At 72.4% G+C, this 17792-nt stretch carries 18 protein-coding genes; 14 read left to right on the top strand and 4 right to left on the bottom strand.

All coding sequences use genetic code 11. The features are described 5' to 3' along the window. Positions 1-137: 137 nt before the first annotated feature. Positions 138-779, bottom strand: a complete 642-nt coding sequence (locus ACGFR9_RS26080) for a TetR family transcriptional regulator (RefSeq protein ID WP_393212665.1) — start codon at positions 777-779, stop codon at positions 138-140. 100 nt (positions 780-879) lie between these two features. On the opposite strand from ACGFR9_RS26080, the gene ACGFR9_RS26075 reads away from it, so the two are divergent. From ACGFR9_RS26075 to ACGFR9_RS26065, 3 genes are all read left to right on the top strand, one after another. Continuing rightward, a complete protein-coding gene (locus ACGFR9_RS26075) occupies positions 880-1041 on the top strand; it encodes a hypothetical protein (protein WP_030216501.1) in 162 nt (53 codons plus the stop codon). 26 nt (positions 1042-1067) lie between these two features. Continuing rightward, positions 1068-1334, top strand: coding sequence for a DUF4190 domain-containing protein (locus ACGFR9_RS26070; protein ID WP_393212663.1), 267 nt, complete (start codon positions 1068-1070; stop codon positions 1332-1334). Positions 1335-1420: 86 nt separating this feature from the next. Further along, on the top strand, positions 1421-2590 hold the full coding sequence (locus ACGFR9_RS26065; RefSeq protein ID WP_393212661.1) for a cysteine desulfurase family protein: 1170 nt from the start codon (positions 1421-1423) through the stop codon (positions 2588-2590). 69 nt (positions 2591-2659) lie between these two features. Here the strand turns inward: ACGFR9_RS26065 and ACGFR9_RS26060 are convergent, their stop codons facing one another. Beyond that, the gene (locus tag ACGFR9_RS26060) at positions 2660-3349 is read right to left on the bottom strand and encodes an N-acetylmuramoyl-L-alanine amidase (protein WP_393212659.1); all 690 of its coding nucleotides are present in this window, start codon (positions 3347-3349) and stop codon (positions 2660-2662) included. 60 nt (positions 3350-3409) lie between these two features. Here ACGFR9_RS26060 and mnmA point away from each other — a divergent pair, with 60 nt between their 5' ends. Together mnmA and ACGFR9_RS26050 are read left to right on the top strand one after the other, a co-directional pair. Beyond that, positions 3410-4546, top strand: coding sequence for a tRNA 2-thiouridine(34) synthase MnmA (gene mnmA / locus ACGFR9_RS26055; protein ID WP_393212657.1), 1137 nt, complete (start codon positions 3410-3412; stop codon positions 4544-4546). Positions 4547-4686: 140 nt separating this feature from the next. Beyond that, the gene (locus ACGFR9_RS26050; RefSeq protein WP_393212655.1) at positions 4687-6309 is read left to right on the top strand and encodes an adenosine deaminase; all 1623 of its coding nucleotides are present in this window, start codon (positions 4687-4689) and stop codon (positions 6307-6309) included. Between the two features lie 41 nt (positions 6310-6350). On the opposite strand, the gene ACGFR9_RS26045 is transcribed toward ACGFR9_RS26050, so the two are convergent. Further along, the gene (locus ACGFR9_RS26045) at positions 6351-7130 is read right to left on the bottom strand and encodes an alpha/beta fold hydrolase (protein ID WP_393212654.1); all 780 of its coding nucleotides are present in this window, start codon (positions 7128-7130) and stop codon (positions 6351-6353) included. A gap of 72 nt (positions 7131-7202) precedes the next feature. Then, entirely contained in the window at positions 7203-7535 is a 333-nt protein-coding gene (locus ACGFR9_RS26040; RefSeq protein WP_393212652.1) for a DUF427 domain-containing protein, read from the bottom strand. Positions 7536-7620: 85 nt separating this feature from the next. On the opposite strand from ACGFR9_RS26040, the gene ACGFR9_RS26035 reads away from it, so the two are divergent. From ACGFR9_RS26035 to ACGFR9_RS25995, 9 genes are all read left to right on the top strand, one after another. Beyond that, positions 7621-8430 carry a class I SAM-dependent methyltransferase gene (locus ACGFR9_RS26035; protein ID WP_393212650.1) on the top strand — a complete coding sequence of 270 codons (810 nt, stop codon included), beginning with the start codon at positions 7621-7623 and terminating at the stop codon, positions 8428-8430. Continuing rightward, positions 8427-8966 carry a TIGR00730 family Rossman fold protein gene (locus ACGFR9_RS26030; RefSeq protein ID WP_393212648.1) on the top strand — a complete coding sequence of 180 codons (540 nt, stop codon included), beginning with the start codon at positions 8427-8429 and terminating at the stop codon, positions 8964-8966. Before ACGFR9_RS26035 ends, ACGFR9_RS26030 begins: the two co-directional genes overlap by 4 nt. Positions 8967-8984: 18 nt before the next feature. Then, positions 8985-9683 (top strand): SDR family oxidoreductase, encoded by a 699-nt coding sequence (locus ACGFR9_RS26025; RefSeq protein ID WP_393212646.1) that lies wholly within the window; start codon positions 8985-8987, stop codon positions 9681-9683. A gap of 144 nt (positions 9684-9827) precedes the next feature. Continuing rightward, on the top strand, positions 9828-10835 hold the full coding sequence (locus ACGFR9_RS26020; RefSeq protein WP_393212644.1) for a methionine synthase: 1008 nt from the start codon (positions 9828-9830) through the stop codon (positions 10833-10835). 14 nt (positions 10836-10849) lie between these two features. Then, positions 10850-13045 (top strand): NAD-dependent DNA ligase LigA, encoded by a 2196-nt coding sequence (gene ligA, locus ACGFR9_RS26015; protein WP_393212642.1) that lies wholly within the window; start codon positions 10850-10852, stop codon positions 13043-13045. 259 nt (positions 13046-13304) lie between these two features. Continuing rightward, positions 13305-15611, top strand: a complete 2307-nt coding sequence (locus ACGFR9_RS26010) for a putative bifunctional diguanylate cyclase/phosphodiesterase (RefSeq protein WP_393212640.1) — start codon at positions 13305-13307, stop codon at positions 15609-15611. 133 nt (positions 15612-15744) lie between these two features. Beyond that, positions 15745-16041, top strand: a complete 297-nt coding sequence (gene gatC / locus ACGFR9_RS26005) for an Asp-tRNA(Asn)/Glu-tRNA(Gln) amidotransferase subunit GatC (RefSeq protein WP_006130840.1) — start codon at positions 15745-15747, stop codon at positions 16039-16041. Between the two features lie 6 nt (positions 16042-16047). Beyond that, the gene (gene gatA, locus ACGFR9_RS26000; RefSeq protein ID WP_393212637.1) at positions 16048-17544 is read left to right on the top strand and encodes an Asp-tRNA(Asn)/Glu-tRNA(Gln) amidotransferase subunit GatA; all 1497 of its coding nucleotides are present in this window, start codon (positions 16048-16050) and stop codon (positions 17542-17544) included. Further along, a complete protein-coding gene (locus ACGFR9_RS25995) occupies positions 17541-17780 on the top strand; it encodes a hypothetical protein (protein ID WP_030216519.1) in 240 nt (79 codons plus the stop codon). Before gatA ends, ACGFR9_RS25995 begins: the two co-directional genes overlap by 4 nt. Positions 17781-17792: the final 12 nt, after the last annotated feature.

The following is a 17792-nucleotide window of genomic DNA, read 5'->3' as shown; positions in this document are numbered from 1 at the left end:
CCCCCCCCCCCCCCCCCCCCCCCCCCCCCCCCCCCCCCCCCCCCCCCCCCCCCCCCCCCCCCCCCCCCCCCCCCCCCCCCCCCCCCCCCCCCCCCGGGACGGGAACGGGAAGGGGCGGCGGGGGCGAGAAAAGCCCCTCACCCACCCCCACCACCGTCCCCCCAATGCGCCCGCCCGATGCCGATCAACCGCATCCGCCGCACCGCGTCCCGAACCACCCGCTCCCGCTCCCCCGCACCACCCCCCACCGCCTCCAGCAAAGCGGAAGCGGTCACCAGCATCTGATCCACATACAACCGCGCCAGCATCAGCAGATCCTCCGGCTCCCACCCCACCGACACCGGATCAGAAGCCAACGCGTCCCGCACCTCCCCGGCGAACAACGCCAACTGCTCCCGTATCGCCCCCCGCACCACCCGCACCCCCCCATGCCGCTCCCGCGCGATGAACCGCACATGCGCCGGATGCGCGTCCACATGCCCGGCGATCAACCCGACCGCCCGCGCGATGCGTTCCTCCCCGTCCCCCGTCGTGGACACGATCGTCCGGATCATCGGATGCAGACTCCCCAGCGCCTCGTCCACCAGCGCCACCCCCAGATCCTCGACGGACCGGAAGTGCCGGTAGAAGGCGGTCGGCGCCACCCCCACCGCCCGCGTGACCTCCCGCAGCCCCAGACTGCTCAGACTCTGCTCCTCCAGCAGCTCCAGCGCCGCGTCGAGCAGCGCCCGCCGTGTCTTCTGCTTCTGGGCCTGCCGGGCACCGAGGGTGTGACTCATGCCATCCAGTCAACAACTGTTCTCCCGGCATGGGAAGCCGCGGAAGGGTTAGACTGATAAGTCAGTGAACAACTGTACGGAAAGTCTCGGAGGGATCCACATGCTGTTCCTCGTAGCGACACTCCTCCTCCTCGGCGTAGCACTCGGCACGGTCGTCCACGCCCCGCTCACCTTCTCCCTGGCCGCGGGCGCGGTCATCGCCGTATGGCTGGGCATCTTCACGCTCCGCGAGCGCCGCGGCGGCGAACGCCCGACAAGCTGACCCCCACACGGACCGAGGAATCCACCATGCACCTCACCGCGACGGCCACCCGCCGCACCCCTGCCCGCGACGCCGACGGCATGGCAGTCGCCTCCTTCGTCCTGGGCCTGCTGGGCCTGCTCGTCCTCAACCTCTTCCTCGGCCCGACCGCGATCGTGCTGGCGGCCGTGGCACTGTGGCGGGGCACGACCCGGCGCGGCCGCGCACTCCTGGGCCTGGGCCTCGGCATCGCCGACCTCCTCGTCCTCGCCGCGTTCGTCCAGGCGGACAACACGATGTCGTGGAGCTTCTGAGCGGGCGGCACTCCCCGGCCAACCGCGAGACCCGGCCGACCGCCCCCCACGACCCCCGCACCGGGCCCCGTAGAATCGGCCCCACCATGGCTTACCTCGACCACGCCGCGACCACCCCGATGCTTCCCGAGGCGGTCGAGGCGCTCACCGCGCACCTGGGCGTCACCGGCAACGCCTCCTCCCTCCACGCGGCCGGCCGCCGCGCCCGGCGCACCGTCGAGGAGGCCCGCGAGACCCTCGCCGAGTCCCTCGGCGCCCGCCCCAGCGAGATCGTCCTCACCTCCGGTGGGACGGAGGCCGACAACCTCGCCGTGAAGGGCCTCTACTGGTCCCGCCGCGACGCCGACCCGGCCCGCACCCGCATCCTCGCCGGCCCCGCCGAACACCACGCCGTCCTCGACGCCGTCCACTGGCTCGGCGAGCACGAGGGCGCCACCGTCGAGTACCTGCCCGTCGACGCATACGGCAGGGTGCACCCGGAAGCGCTGCGCGAGGCCATCGCCCGTGACCCCGACGACGTCGCCCTCGCCACGGTCATGTGGGCCAACAACGAGATCGGGACGATCCTGCCGGTCCGGGAACTCGCCGAGACCGCCGCCGAGTTCGGCGTGCCCCTGCACTCCGACGCGGTCCAGGCCTTCGGCCAGGTCCCGGTGGACTTCGCCGCGTCGGGGCTCGCCGCGATGGCCGTGTCCGGACACAAGATCGGCGGCCCGTACGGCATCGGAGCGCTGGTCCTGGGCCGCGAGCACACCCCCGTACCCGTACTCCACGGCGGCGGCCAGGAACGCCACGTCCGCTCCGGCACCCTCGACGTCCCCGCCGTCGCCTCCTTCGCGACCGCCGGACGGCTCGCCGCCGAACAGCGGGAGTGGTTCGCACGCGAGATCGGCACGCTGCGCGACGACCTGGTCACCGCGGTCCTGGACGCCGTCCCGGACGCCATCCTCGGCGGCGACCCCGCCCCCGGGGGACGCCTTCCGGCCAACGCGCACTTCATCTTCCCCGGCTGCGAGGGCGACTCCCTGCTCCTCCTCCTCGACGCCCAGGGCATCGAATGCTCCACCGGCTCCGCCTGCACCGCCGGCGTGGCCCAGCCCAGCCACGTCCTCCTGGCCACCGGGGTGGACCCCGACCTCGCCCGCGGCACCCTCCGCTTCTCCCTCGGCCACACCTCCACGGAGGCCGACGTGGAGGCCGTGGCCAAGGCCATCGGCCCGGCGGTCGAACGGGCCCGCGCGGCGGGACTGACGTAGGGGGCGTTCACGCCCCCTCCCGCAGATCGGCACAGCACCGCGCCCCTGAAGCCGCGGTGATGCACGTCCCTAGGGGAGCGCCTTGGTGTCCGGTTTCGTTTGCGCGGCGCGGGACGCGCGGACCAGTTTCATGTAGCGGTCCCAGTCCCAGTGGGGGCCCGGGTCGGTGTGGTCCGTGCCCGGGACCTCCACGTGGCCGAGGATGTGTTCGCGGTCGACCGGGATGTCGTAGCGGGCGCATATTCGGGCCGTGAGGCGGGCCGACGCCTCGTACATCTCGTCGGTGAGATCCTCGGGGCGGTCCACGAAGCCCTCGTGCTCGATGCCGACGCTGCGCTCGTTGTAGTCGCGGTTGCCCGCGTGGTACGCCACGTCCAGCTCGCGGATCATCTGCGTGATACGGCCGTCCTGCCCGACGATGTAGTGCGCCGCCGCCTTGTGCCCCGGGTCCTGGAACGCCTGCACCGCGCTGTCGAAGCTGCCCTGGGTGACATGGACGATCACCATGTCGATGCCGAAGTCGTCCGGCCTGTCCGCACGGCGCCAGTTGGCGTCCGACGCCGCCACCCAGCGGGCGTCCGCGTAGTCGACCGCGCCCTCCTCGCGCGGCTTCTCCACCCCCGGCATGCGCCACCACAGCCGCGCCAGCTCGTCCCGCGCCAGCACCGCCGTGCCCGCCGCTGCCGCGACCCCGCCCACGATGAGGGCCCGCCGCCCGATGCGCCGGTCCCCGTCCTCGGATGCCTTCTGTGCCCCCATGTGATCGAGAACGGATACTCGGCGGCCGTGGTTCCCGGGCCCCCGTACCCTGGAGTGGTTATGACTGACACCTCGCAGCGCTCCCGCCCCCTCCGCGTCCTGGCCGCCATGTCCGGCGGAGTCGATTCCGCCGTCGCCGCCGCCCGCGCGGCCGAAGCGGGCCACGACGTGACCGGCGTCCACCTCGCGCTCTCCGCGAACCCCCAGTCGTTCCGCACCGGCGCGCGCGGCTGCTGCACCATCGAGGACTCGCGCGACGCCCGCCGCGCCGCCGACGTCATCGGCATCCCGTTCTACGTGTGGGACCTCGCCGAGCGCTTCCGCGAGGACGTGGTCGAGGACTTCGTCGCCGAGTACGAGGCCGGCCGCACCCCCAACCCGTGCCTGCGCTGCAACGAGAAGATCAAGTTCGCCGCCCTCCTCGACAAGGCGCTCGCGCTCGGCTTCGACGCCGTCTGCACCGGCCACTACGCCCAGGTGATCCTCCGCGAGGACGGCACACGCGAGCTGCACCGCGCCTCCGACATGGCCAAGGACCAGTCGTACGTCCTCGGCGTGCTCGACGACCGGCAGCTCGCCCACGCGATGTTCCCGCTCGGCGACACCGTCACCACCAAGGAGGAGATCCGCGCGGAGGCCGAGCGGCGGGGCCTCGCGGTGGCCAAGAAGCCCGACTCGCACGACATCTGCTTCATCGCCGACGGCGACACCCAGGGCTTCCTCGCGAACCGCCTCGGCAAGGCCGAGGGCGACATCGTCGACGAGACCGGCACCAAGGTCGGCACCCACGAGGGCGCGTACGGCTTCACCATCGGCCAGCGCAAGGGCCTGCGGATCGGCACCCCGGCCGCCGACGGCAAGCCCCGCTACGTCCTCGACATCTCCCCGGTGGACAACACGGTCACCGTCGGCCCCGCGGCCGCCCTCGACGTCACCGCCCTGTCCGCGATCAAGCCCCGCTGGTGCGGCGCCGCCCCGGTCGGTCCGGGCACCTACACGGCCCAGCTCCGCGCCCACGGCGGCGAGACCGAGGTGACGGCGGAACTCGTCGACGGCTCCCTCGACGTGTCGTTCACCGAGCCCGTCCGCGGCGTCGCCCCCGGCCAGGCGATCGTCCTGTACGACGGCACACGCGTCGTCGGGTCCGCCACCATCGCCACCACGAGCCGCGCGGCGAAGACACACTCGGCCGTCTGACTCCGGACACGAGGCCGGGGACACGAGGCCGGACCCCGTCGCGCGCCCTCCGCCCGCGTGGGTTCCTCCACGCGGGTGATCGCCCGGCGTACATCGTCCCGGACCCGTGTCCCGGGCACCCGCTGTGACGATCACCGGGTGTGACTCATCGGATTCCCCGCCTCTCGCGCCGTACCCGCACCGCAGCCGCCACCGGGCTCAGCGCCCTGGCACTGCTGTCCTCACCGGCGGTCCTGCCCGCCGCCCACGCCGACGCGCCCGCCCCCGACCGGACGGCGGCCCGGCAGTCCTCGCGCCCGCTGTCCGGCTCCGAGGCGGCCACGGCCGCCCGGCTGGACGCGATCCGTGACGACCCGCGGCTGGCGGAGGACTTCTTCCGCCGCCTCCCCAAGGGCGGTGACCTGCACAATCACCTCTCCGGTGCGGTCCGCACCGAGTATCTCGTCGAACTGGCTGCCGAGGACGGGCTGTGTATCGACACCGCGACGACCACCGCCGTCGCGCCCCCGTGCGGCGACGGCACCCGGCCCGCCGCGGACGCCCGCACCGACCGCGCCTTCCACGACACGATCGTGCGCGCCTGGTCCATGCAGGACTTCCCGGCCGACGGCAACGGCCACGACCACTTCTTCGACACCTTCGGCAAGTTCGGCGAGGTGACCTGGCGACACCGCGGGAAGCTGCTCGCCGAGGTCGCCAACGACGTCGCCGCGCAGCACCAGTTCTATCTGGAGACCATGGTCACCCCGGCCTCCGACGGGGCGAGGAACCTCGCGGCGGAGGTCGGCTGGGACCCGGATTTGGCCCGGCTGCACGAGAAGCTGACGGCCGGCGGCAAGCTGGACCGGGTGGTCGACGAGGCCCGGAAGGAATCCGACGACGCCGACGCCGAGTTCCGTACCGCCGCCCGCTGTGACACCGGCGAGGCCCAGCCCGCCTGCCGTCTGCCGGTGCGCTGGATCTCCCAGGTCTCGCGCGGCAGTTCACCGGAGCGGGTCTTCACCCAGCTGGCCCTCGGCATGCGCCTGGCCGAACGCGACCACCGGTTCGTTGCCGTCAACCTCGTCCAGCCGGAGGACGCGGAGGTCGCCCTGCGCGACTACAGCCTGCAGATGCGCATGGTCCAGTACCTCCGCGATGTCTACCCGGGGGCCCATGTCACCCTGCACGCCGGTGAGTTGTGGCCCGGCCTGGTCAAGCCCGCCGACCTCGCCTTCCACATCGGGGAGGCCGTGGACGTCGCCCGCGCCGACCGCGTCGGCCACGGGGTCGACCTCGTCCACGAGGACCACTGGCAGCGCACCGCGCGCACCATGGCCGCCCGCGAGACCGCCGTCGAGGTGCCCTTCACCAGCAACGCCCAGATCCTCGGGGTGCGCGGCGCCGACCACCCCTTCGAGACCTACCGCTCCTACGGCGTGCCCGTCGTGCTGGCCACCGACGACCCCGGGGTCAGCCGCATCGACATCAGCCACGAGTACCGGTACGCCGCCGACACGTACGGCCTGACCTACCCCGAGCTGAAGGACCTCGCCCGCGCCTCCCTGGAGTACGCCTTCCTCCCGGGCGCGAGCCTGTGGCGGGGCAACCCCACGCGTGACGGCTACCGCCCGGTCGCCGCGTGCCAGGACGACGGCCTCGGCGCCGCCCGCCCCGGCGCGGACTGCCGGGACCTGCTGGAGTCCAGCCCGAAGGCCGCCGCCCAGTGGGAGCAGGAAAGCGCGTTCCAGCGCTTCGAGTCGAGGTTCCGCGCCCGCCGCTGACCGCATGAGGCCCTGAGCGCGCGGGGCCTCACCGGCGCCGCTCAGCGAGCGAAGTGCTCCGCGAGGACCGGGGCGAGGACATCCGGTTCCACCATGTGGGTCTGGCCCCCCAGGGTGCGGTACGTGCCCCGGGGGACGGACTCCGCGATCGCCCGCGCGGCCGCACGCATCCACGCCGGGCTCGCGTCACCCGCGATCGACAGCACCGGCACCGGGATCGACGACAGCAGCTCGCGCGGCGCGCTTCCGTCGCCCATCACGGCGTCGTCGTAGGCGAGGCTCGGCGCGATCGACTCCATCCCGGCCCACATCGGCGACTGCCGCGCACCCTGGATGACGTCCTCGCCCAGTCCCGTCAGCCGCAGGAAGAGCTCCACCGCGTCCCCGCGCCGCCCCTCGCCGAGCGCCGCCGTCAGCCGCTCCGTGTAGCGCGCCCGCTCCCCGAGATCCTCCTCGGACATCGCGTACGGCGTCTCGTACACGGCGACCTGGCGCACCGGCAGCCCGCTCGCCGCCGCCCTGAGTGCCAGCGCGCCGCCCGAGGAGACGCCGTACAGCGCCGCCTCGCCGCCCATCGCCTCGATCAGCGCCGCCAGGTCCTCGACCTCGCGCTCGACCGCGTACGGCGCCGTGTCGCCGCTCCCGCCCCGGCCCCTGCGGTCGTACACGACCACCCGGAACCGCTCCGCGAGGCGGGCCGCCAGCGGTGCCACCGTGGCGCCCGTCGACATCGCGCCACTGACGAGAACGATCGTGGCACCCCGCCCGGCGCTCTCGTACGCCAGGGAGGTGCCGTCACGCGAAGAGATGTTCTTGTCCATGTCACACCAGACTGCCGCACCGCGCGTGATTCATCGGTGAGGCGGGCCGCGCGTCCGCCGATCACGACCCTTCTACGCGATCGCGCCGGCCTGCGTCTCGTAGAAGCACAGGTGGTCCTTGATCCGCGCCACGTCCGGCTTCGGCTCCGGATACGCCCACACCAGATCCGCCGCGTCCGGCAGCGACCAGTAGGACGCCGTGCCCTTGAACGGGCAGTACGTCTGTGTCCCGGACGGCGTCAGCAGGTCGAGGCGTACGTCCTGCGGCGGAATGTAGTACCGCGCGGGACAGCCCGTCTCGCGCAGCACCAGCGCCCGGTCGCTCTCCGCCAGCACCTGCCCGCCGTGCTCCACGCGCACATGCCGGTCGCTCGCCTCGATGGTGATGCGGTGGCCTGCGGTCACGATCGTCCTCCTCGGGTAGCCGACTCGACGGTTACAGCGCACTCTGAAGCGGACTTCTTCCCGAGGCGGACCAGGAGGCGGAACCATGGGAGCCGACGACACCGGCCGGAACCGCGGCACCCTCGCCCACCGGGCCGGCTACGCCCTGCGCCATCCCCGGCGCGTCCCCGCCCACGCGCGGCGCGCACTGCGCGACACCTGGCTGCGGCTGCTCCACCGCGATCACATCGCCTACTACCGCGCGGTGATGGCCTCCGACGCGGCGCGCGGCGCCGAGGCGGCCGTCGGCCACAACCCCTCGCGCGAGCAGTGGGCGCGCATCGGCCGGATGCAGTTCAACTACCTGCTGCGGCACGGGCTCCGGCCGCACCACCGCATGCTGGAGATCGGCTGCGGCAACCTCCGCGCGGGACGCCTCTTCATCGGCCACCTGGAACCCGGCCACTACTACGGCATCGACATCTCCCCGCACATCCTGCTCGCCGCCCAGGACACCCTCGTACGCGACGGGCTGCAGGCCAGGATGCCGTACCTGTCCCTCGCCGACGACCTCACCTTCGCCTTCCTGCCCGACGCGCACTTCGACGTCGTCCACGCGCACAGCGTCTTCTCCCACTCGCCCCGGCATGTCATCGAGGAGTGCTTCGCACACGTGGGGCGGGTGCTCGCGCCCGGCGGGTTCTTCGACTTCACCTTCGACCGCACGGAGGGCGAGGAGCACCAGGTGCTGCACGAGGACTTCTACTACCGGACCGAGACACTCGTGGAACTGGCCGCCGGGCACGGCCTCAGCGCCCGGTTCATGGACGACTGGGAGGAGCTGCCGCACCGGCAGTCCAAGATGCGGCTGACAGCGATGTCGGACCGGGCCCGGGCCCGTACCGTGGGGGCATGAGAATCTGCGTCTTCCTCTCCGCCGCCGAGCTCGACGAACGCTACACACGCCCCGCGCGGGAGTTCGCGCGGCTGCTCGGCAAGGGCGGGCACACGCTGGTGTGGGGCGGCTCGGACACCGGCCTGATGAAGGTGGTCGCCGACGGTGTGGAGGAGGCGGGCGGCCGCCTCTGCGGCGTCTCCGTCGAGTTCCTCGCGGCGAAGGCGCGCGACGGCGTCGACGAGATGGTCATCGCGCGTGACCTCGCCGAGCGCAAGCGGCTGCTGCTGGAGAAGGCCGACGCCGTCGTCATCATGGTCGGCGGCACGGGCACCCTCGACGAGGCCACCGAGATCCTGGAGCTGAAGAAGCACGGGCACACCGAGATGCCGGTGGTCCTGCTCAACACCGCGGGCTTCTACGACGGACTCAAGGAGCAGTTCCGCCGTATGGAGGACGAGGGTTTCCTGCCTCGCCCCCTCGCCGAGCTGGTGTTCTTCGCCGAGGAGCCGGTGGGCGCGCTGGCCTACCTGGAGGAGGGCCTGGGCGTGGAGTGAGCGCCCGGTGATGCGAGCATGGCGGGCATGGCTACACATGTGATCACCGGAGCGGGCTCCGGCATCGGCGCGGCCGTCGCCCGTCGGCTGCACGCGCGCGGGGACGAACTCGTACTGCACGCGCGTGACGCGGGGCGGGCGAAGGAGCTGGTGGCCGAGTTCCCCGGCGCCCGCACCCTCGTCGGTGACCTGGCGGACCCCGACAGGCTCTCCTGGGCCTTCTCCCACCAGTCCCTGCCGGACCGGGTGGACTCCCTCCTGCACATCGCGGGCGTGGTCGACCTCGGACCGGTCGGCGACCTCACCCCGAAGACCTGGCGCCACCAGCTCGACGTCAACCTGATCGCCCCCGCCGAGCTGACCCGCCACCTCCTGCCCCAGCTCCGCGCGAGCCGGGGCCACGTGATCTTCGTCAACTCCGGCGCAGGCCTCCGCGCCCACGCCGACTGGTCCGCCTACGCCGCCTCCAAGCACGGCCTCAAGGCCCTCGCCGACTCCCTGCGCGAGGAGGAGCACGCGGCAGGCGTCCGCGTCACCTCGGTCTACCCCGGCCGCACCGCGAGCCCCATGCAGGTCAAGGTCCACCGCCAGGAGGGCAAGGACTACGACCCGTCGCGGTGGATCGACCCGGAATCGGTCGCGACCACGATCGTGACGGCCCTGGACCTCCCGAGGGACGCGGAGATCAACGACATGACGGTGCGACCGGGACGCTGAAACTCCCCTCCGCTCAACCCGGCCCCTCCGCTCGGCCCGGCCCCTCCGGCGTTTGAGGAGCGGGGGTCCGGGGGCAGCGCCCCCGGTGACGGGACGGGACGGCGGGGGCGGAAAGCACTCCCCACCCCTGCGTACGCTCTACGGGTGAGCGAAAACAGCCAGTCCCCCTTCGCCCCCGCGACCGGCGTCGGGTCCCTGCCGGGCGGCGACGCCAGAGAAGCCGCCAGAACGGTCACCGGCAGCTTCGAGACCTTCCCCCACCTCCCCGAACTCCCCGCCCGCGGCCCCGGCGCGGACATGATCGGCCGCACCACCGCCCTCCTCGTGGAGCTGTACGCCCGCGTCGAACCCAGCGGCTGGCGCATCGGCGACCACCCCGGCCGGGACACGAAACGCGCCCGCTCCTGGCTCCGTGAGGACCTCGACGCGCTGGAGGAGTTCACCCAGGACTACCAGGGCCCCCTGAAGGTCCAGGCGGTCGGCCCCTGGACCCTCGCCGCCGCCCTGGAGCTGAGGAACGGCGAGTCCGCCCTCTCCGACCCCGGCGCCTGCCGCGACCTCGCCGCCTCCCTCACCGAGGGCCTGCGCCTCCACCTCGCCGAGGTGCGACGCCGCATCCCCGGCGCGCGCCCCGTCCTGCAACTCGACGAACCCTCCCTCACCGCCGTACTGCGCGGACACGTGAAGACTGCCAGCGGCTACCGCACCCACCGCGCGGTGGACCGTCAGCTCGTCGAGGCCACCCTGCGGGACGTCGTCGGGGTGCACGACGGCGGGCCCGTCGTGGTCCACTCATGCGCACCGGACGTCCCGTTCGCCCTGCTGCGCCGGGCGGGCGCGGCGGCGGTCTCCTTCGACTTCTCCCTCCTCACCGAGCGTGACGACGAGGCGATCGGGGAAGCGGTGGAGAACGGCACCCGGCTGTTCGCCGGTGTCGTCCCCGGCACCGACACCACATTGTCGGACCCTGCCGGTAGCGTCATGGGGGTCAGGACGCTCTGGCGCAGGCTGGGGCTGCGGCCGGGACTACTCCCGGAGGCGGTCACGATCACCCCGGCGTGCGGACTCGCGGGGGCCTCCCCGCAGTACGCGCGCACCGCCTACGCCCACTGCGTCCGGGCGGCGAGATCCCTCGCGGACAACCCGGAGTGACGGAAGGACCCACGGTGGCCGGCGACAAGCAAGCGGAGACGACGAGCGTGCCCGCCGAGGCACGGGAGCAGCACGCCAGGCTCGCGGAGCAGATCGAGGAGCACCGCTTCCGCTACTACGTGAACGACGCGCCCGTCATCAGCGACGCCGACTTCGACCGCCTGCTGCGCGAGCTGGAGGCGCTGGAGGAGGAGCATCCGGAGCTGCGCACCCCGGACTCGCCGACCCAGAAGGTCGCCGGGGCGTACGAGACGGAGTTCACCTCCGTCGAGCACCCCTCGCGCATGCTCTCCCTCGACAACACGTTCAACGACGACGACCTCGCCGCCTGGGTGGAGCGCATCCACCGCGAACTGGGCACGCAGAAGTACCACTTCCTGTGCGAGCTGAAGGTCGACGGCCTCGCCGTCAACCTCACCTACGAGCGCGGCCGGCTCGTCCGCGCGGCCACCCGGGGCGACGGCCGCACCGGCGAGGACATCACGCCCAACGTCCGCACCATCGCCGAGATCCCGGACCGGCTGCGCGGCGACAAGGTGCCCGACCTGGTGGAGATCCGCGGCGAGGTCTACTTCCCGATGGAGGAGTTCCAGGGGCTCAACGCCCGCCGGGTCGCGGCGGGGGAGAAGCCCTACGCCAACCCGCGCAACTCCGCCGCGGGTTCACTGCGCCAGAAGGACCCCAAGGTCACGGCGACGCTGCCGCTCCACATGGTCGTGCACGGCATCGGGACCCTGGAGGGCTTCAGCGGTCTCACCCGCCTGTCCGGGGCGTACGACCTGCTCAAGACGTGGGGCCTGCCGACCTCCCCGCACAACAGGGTGGTCGAGGACCTCGCGGGCGTACGGGAGTTCATCGCGTACTACGGCGAGAACCGGCACTCCGTGGCGCACGAGATCGACGGCGTCGTCGTCAAGCTCGACGAGATCTCCCTCCAGGGCCGTCTCGGCTCCACCTCGCGCGCCCCGCGCTGGGCCATCGCGTACAAGTACGCGCCCGAGGAGGTCAACACCAAGCTCCTCAACATCCGCGTGGGAGTGGGCCGTACGGGCAGGGTCACGCCGTACGCACAGGTGGAACCGGTCACGGTGGCCGGATCCGAGGTCGAGTTCGCCACCCTGCACAACCAGGACGTGGTCAAGGCCAAGGGCGTGCTCATCGGGGACACCGTGGTGCTGCGCAAGGCCGGTGAGGTGATCCCGGAGATCCTCGGGCCGGTCGCCGACCTGCGGGACGGCAGCGAGCGCGCGTTCGTGATGCCGGCCGAGTGCCCCGAGTGCGGTACGGCGCTGCGGCCCATGAAGGAGGGCGACGTCGACCTGCGCTGCCCCAACGCCCGTGCGTGCCCGGCCCAGTTGCGTGAGCGGCTGTTCTATCTCGCCGGGCGCAAGGCGCTGGACATCGAGCACTTCGGCTATGTCGCCGCCGCGGCGCTGACCAGGCCGCTGGAGCCCGCGGAGCCGCCGCTGAGGGACGAGGGCGATCTGTTCGACCTCACCTTGGAACAGCTGCTGCCCATCAAGGCGTACGTCCTCGACCAGGACAGCGGGCTGCCCAAGCGGGACCCGAAGACCGGCGAGGAGAAGATCGCCACCGTCTTCGCCAACCAGGAGGGCGAGCCCAGGAAGAACGCGGTCGCGATGCTCGCGAACATCGCCGCCGCCAAGGAGCGTCCGCTGGCGCGGGTGCTGACCGGTCTGTCGATCCGTCATGTCGGCCCGGTCGCGGCGGAGGCGCTGGCCCGGGAGTTCCGCTCCATCGACCGCATCGAGCAGGCCACCGAGGAGGAACTGGCGGGCACCGAGGGGGTCGGCGGGATCATCGCCGCCTCGCTCAAGCAGTGGTTCGCCGAGGACTGGCACCGCGAGATCATCCGCAAGTGGCGGGCGGCCGGCGTCCGCATGGAGGAGGAACGGTCCGGCGAGGACGAGGGGCCGCGTCCGCTGGAAGGGCTCACCGTCGTGGTGACCGGGACGCTGGAGAGGTTCACCCGGGACGGCGCGAAGGAGGCGCTGCAGCACCGGGGCGCGAAGGTGACCGGATCCGTCTCCAAGAAGACGTCCTTCGTCGTCGTCGGCGACAATCCCGGTACGAAATATGACAAGGCGATGCAGCTCAAGGTTCCCGTTCTGGACGAGGACGGTTTCGGCGTCCTGCTGGAGCAGGGGCCAGAAGCCGCCGCGGAGGCCGCTCTTTCGGCCGAGGAGTAGCGGTTGAAGACCGTCGGATCGGCGCATACCAGATGCATACGGGTGGCTGGGGCGCATTCGGGCAACCGTCGGCGACCGGTGCCCCTGGGCGCCCTCTGCGGCCTACTGTTGGGATGTGCGCCTGCCGTGCCCAGCCGCGGTCGGGGCAGCCCGGACCCGTGAGGGGTTCGGGGTAAGGGCTTTCCACCGCGGAGCCGCTGAGGGTCGTCGGGCATCGGGCCGCGTGGCGTGGGCACCGCCGGCTGGGAGAGGGACGGGAATGGAACCGACCGAGAGCGCCGCCCCGGGCTCACGGCCGCGTCTGCGCCGCATGGCGGTCGCATGGCGGCGCGGACGTGAGAGCGGGCGGCCCGCGGGGCGACCGGGCGCAGTGGGGCGCACCGGGGCGCGCGTCGCGGATGTGCGCGGGGTCGATGCGCGTGGTGCGACTGTACGCGGCGGGGGTGTACGGGGCGCGGACGCGCTCGGCGTGGATCTGCGCGCCGGCGGTGTGCGGGGCGCCGGGTTGTCCGACGTGGACGCCGAACGGCATCCGTCCTGGCCCGCGTTGCCCACCGCCGTCGTCGCGGCGGCCGGCTTCGTCCTGGGCGCCGGCGTCCTGCGGGCGTTCACCGGGGGACACGCGCTCTTCCCGTCCGGCACCGTCGGCTGGTCGCTGGCCGTCCTGACCGGCGTCATCGTCGGCCATCTCGTGATGCTGGGCCGCTCCCGGTGGTGGGGCGGTACGGGCTCCGGCGCCGCCCTCACCCTCGCGGTGCTGCTGCTGTACGGCTGGGTCTCCGCCGGGATGGTCAGCCTCACCGTCGTCGTGCTCGTCGGCATCGCCCGGCGGGGCCGCTGGCGGCAGGGCGTGCTGCACGGCGCGGTGGACCTGCTCGGCATCGGCGCCGGGGCGCTGGTGCTGGCCGCGTTCGGCTTCGTGCCGTCCGTCGAGTCGCCCTCCGCCCCCGAGACCTGGACGCTCTACACCGCGCCGGGCGTCGTGCTCGTCGCCGCCACCTATCTCCTGGTCACGCGCGCGTTGCTCTGGTACCTCCACACCCCTCGCGCGGGGCTGCCGACCGTGGCGCGTACCGCGCTGGTGCGGCAGGGGCTCGTCGCCGTCGCGCTGTTGGGAATAGCGCCCCTGGTTTGTGTCGTCGCCGTCGCCAAGCCCGTGCTGCTGCCGCTCTTCTCCATTCCGCTGATCGCCCTCGACTCCACCCTGTGGATAGCCCGCGCGCGTGCCGAGGAGCAGCTGCGTGACCCGCTGACCGGACTGCCCAACCGGCAGTGGCTGCTCGAACGCATCTGGACCGCGCTGGACGACGCGGAGCGGATCGGTGCGCGCGCGGCTCTGATGCTGATCGACCTGGACCGGTTCCGGTCCGTCAACGACACGCTCGGGCATCTCGCCGGTGACCGGCTGCTGCTGCAGATAGCCGACCGGCTCAGAGTCGCGCTGCCGCGCGGGGCGGAGGCCGCGCGGCTCGGCGGCGACGAGTTCGCCGTGTTACTGCCCGTCGCCGACTCCACGACGTCCGCGACCCGGGTCGCCCGCGGCCTCGTCTCCGCCCTCAGCTCCCCGCTCGACCTCGACGGGCTCACCCTCGTCCTGGAGGCGAGCGCGGGGGTCGCCGTGTTCCCGGACCACGCGGACGACGCGGAAGGGCTGCTGCGACGGGCCGACGTGGCGATGTATCAGGCCAAGCGGGACCGTACGGGGGTCGAGGCGTACGAGTCCAAGCGGGACTCCAACACCCCCGACCGGCTGGGGCTGCTGGGCGATCTGCGGCGGGCGCTGGACGCCCACGAGGTCGAGCTCCACTACCAGCCGAAGGTGCGTTTCGACGGGCAGGTGGCGGGGCTGGAGGCGCTGGTGCGGTGGGTGCACCCGGAGCGGGGGAGGGTGCCGCCGGACGAGTTCATAGCGATCGCCGAGTCGTCCGGGCTGATGCCGCACCTCACCGAGTACGTGCTGGAGACCGCGCTGGCGCAGGTCGCGAAGTGGCGCGCGCAGGGGTTGTTCGTGCCGGTCGCCGTCAACGTCTCGCCCCGCGACGTCCACACGCCAGGGTTCGCCGGCTCCGTGGCGGCGCGGCTGGCCCGGCACGGGGTGCCGGCGGGGGCGCTGCAGTTGGAGATCACCGAGCATGTGCTGCTGGAGGACCCGCAGAAGGCGGCCGACACGCTGAACGCGCTGACCGGGCACGGGGTGAAGATGTCGCTGGACGACTTCGGAACCGGGTACTCGTCGCTGGTGCATCTGCGGCGGCTGCCGGTGAGCGAGCTGAAGATCGACCGGTCGTTCGTGGCCCGGCTGGCGGTGGACACCGAGGACGCGGAGATCGTGCGGTGCACCGTCGATCTGGCGCACTCGCTGGGGCTGCTCGTCGTCGCGGAGGGGGTGGAGGACGACGAGACGTGGGAACGGCTGCGGGACCTCCGGTGCGACGCGGTGCAGGGCTGGCTGGTCGCGGCGGCGATGCCGCCGGACGAGACGACGGCGTGGCTCCTCGCCCGGGGCTCCCGGGGCTGGCAACGCCCCGCGGCCGCCCTCCCGGCGGTGACCACGGCGGAGGAGTAGCGCGCGGCTCGGGTGGGTGGGATGCCCGCGGTGCGGGCGGCCGGTCCGGTGGGGCGGTGCGGTTTCACGGACACTGCCCCCCGCCCCATAGGATTGGCCCCAAAACACACACACTCACCCAGAGGATCGCTGCATGCCTGGCATTACGCGCGAGGAGGTCGCCCACCTCGCCCGGCTGGCGCGTCTGGAGCTGAAGCCCGAAGAGCTCGACCACTTCGCGGGCCAGCTGGACGACATCATCGGCGCGGTCGCCCGCGTCAGCGAGGTCGCCGACCAAGACGTACCGCCGACCTCGCACCCGCTCCCGCTGACGAACGTCATGCGCGCGGACGAGGTCCGTCCCTCGCTCACCCCCGAGCAGGCGCTCTCCGGCGCCCCGGCCCAGGAGCAGCAGCGTTTCAAGGTGCCGCAGATCCTGGGGGAGGAGTAACCCGCCATGAGCGATCACATCATCAGGCTCACCGCCGCCGAGACCGCCGGGAAGATCGCCTCCGGCGAGCTCACGGCCGTAGAGGTCACCGAGGCCCATCTCGCCCGGATCGAGGCCGTCGACGAGAAGGTGCACGCCTTCCTGCACGTCGACCGTGAGGGCGCCCTCGCCCAGGCCCGCGCCGTCGACGACAAGCGCGCCAGGGGGGAGAAGCTCGGTCCGCTGGCTGGCGTGCCCCTCGCGCTCAAGGACATCTTCACCACCGAGGGCATCCCGACCACCGTCGGCTCCAGGATGCTCGAGGGCTGGATCCCGCCGTACGACGCGACGCTCACCAAGCGGCTCAAGGACGCCGACGTCGTCATCCTCGGCAAGACCAACATGGACGAGTTCGCCATGGGGTCCAGCACCGAGAACAGCGCCTACGGGCCGACCGGCAACCCGTGGGACCTCACCAGGATCCCGGGCGGGTCCGGTGGCGGTTCCTCCGCCGCGCTCGCCGCCTACATGGCGCCCCTCGCCATCGGCACCGACACCGGCGGCTCCATCCGCCAGCCCGCCGCCGTCACCGGCACCGTCGGCGTCAAGCCGACGTACGGTGCCGTCTCCCGGTACGGCATGGTCGCCTTCTCCAGCTCCCTCGACCAGGGCGGTCCGTGTGCCCGTACGGTCCTGGACGCCGCCCTGCTGCACGAGGTGATCGCCGGGCACGACCCGCTCGACTCCACCTCCATCGACGCCCCGGTCCCGCCGGTCGTCGAGGCCGCGCGGAACGGCTCGGTCGCCGGCCTGCGCGTCGGCGTCGTCAAGCAGTTCCGCGGCGAGGGCTACCAGGCCGGTGTCGTCCAGCGGTTCGACGAGGCCGTCGAGATGATGAAGGGTCTCGGCGCCGAGATCGTCGAACTGGACTGCCCGTCCTTCGACCTCGCGCTGTCGGCGTACTACCTCATCGCACCCTCCGAGTGCTCCTCCAACCTCGCCCGCTTCGACGGCCTGCGCTACGGCCTGCGGACCGGCGACGACGGCACGCACTCCGCCGAGGAGGTCACCTCGCTCACCCGTGAGGCCGGCTTCGGCGACGAGGTCAAGCGCCGCATCATGCTCGGCACGTACGCCCTGTCGAGCGGCTACTACGACGCGTACTACGGCAGCGCCCAGAAGGTCCGCACCCTCATCACGCAGGACTTCGAGCGGGCCTTCGAGCAGGTCGACGTGATCGTCTCGCCGACCACCCCGACCACCGCCTTCGCGATCGGCGAGCGCGCCGACGACCCGATGGCGATGTACCTCGCCGACCTGTGCACCATCCCCACCAACCTGGCCGGCAACGCGGCCATGTCGCTGCCCTGCGGCCTCGCGCCCGAGGACAACCTGCCGGTGGGTCTGCAGATCATCGCTCCCGCCATGAAGGACGACCGGCTCTACACGGTCGGCGCCGCGGTCGAGGCCGCCTTCGTGGAAAAGTGGGGGCACCCGCTGATCGAGGAGGCACCGTCACTGTGAGCGCACTGTCCAAGGCCAAGGGCTTCAAGAAGTCCAAGTCCGGTCTGTACGTCTCCATGGCCACCTCGGCGTTCGGCGCCGTCGGTGTGTACAAGCAGATCAAGAAGGCGCGCGGCGAGAACGACACACTGCGGCTGCTCGACGCCGTCGTCACCGGCGCCGCCGTGATCACCAACCTCGCCATCCTCTACCGCGAGGTGAAGCGCCTCGGCGACGACGACGTCCTGCTGGGCTGAGAGGGAAGTTTC

Source organism: Streptomyces sp. NPDC048584 (assembly GCF_043199595.1).
Classification (GTDB): Bacteria; Actinomycetota; Actinomycetes; order Streptomycetales; family Streptomycetaceae; genus Streptomyces; species Streptomyces edwardsiae.
This window is presented reverse-complemented; position numbering and strand designations above follow the sequence as displayed.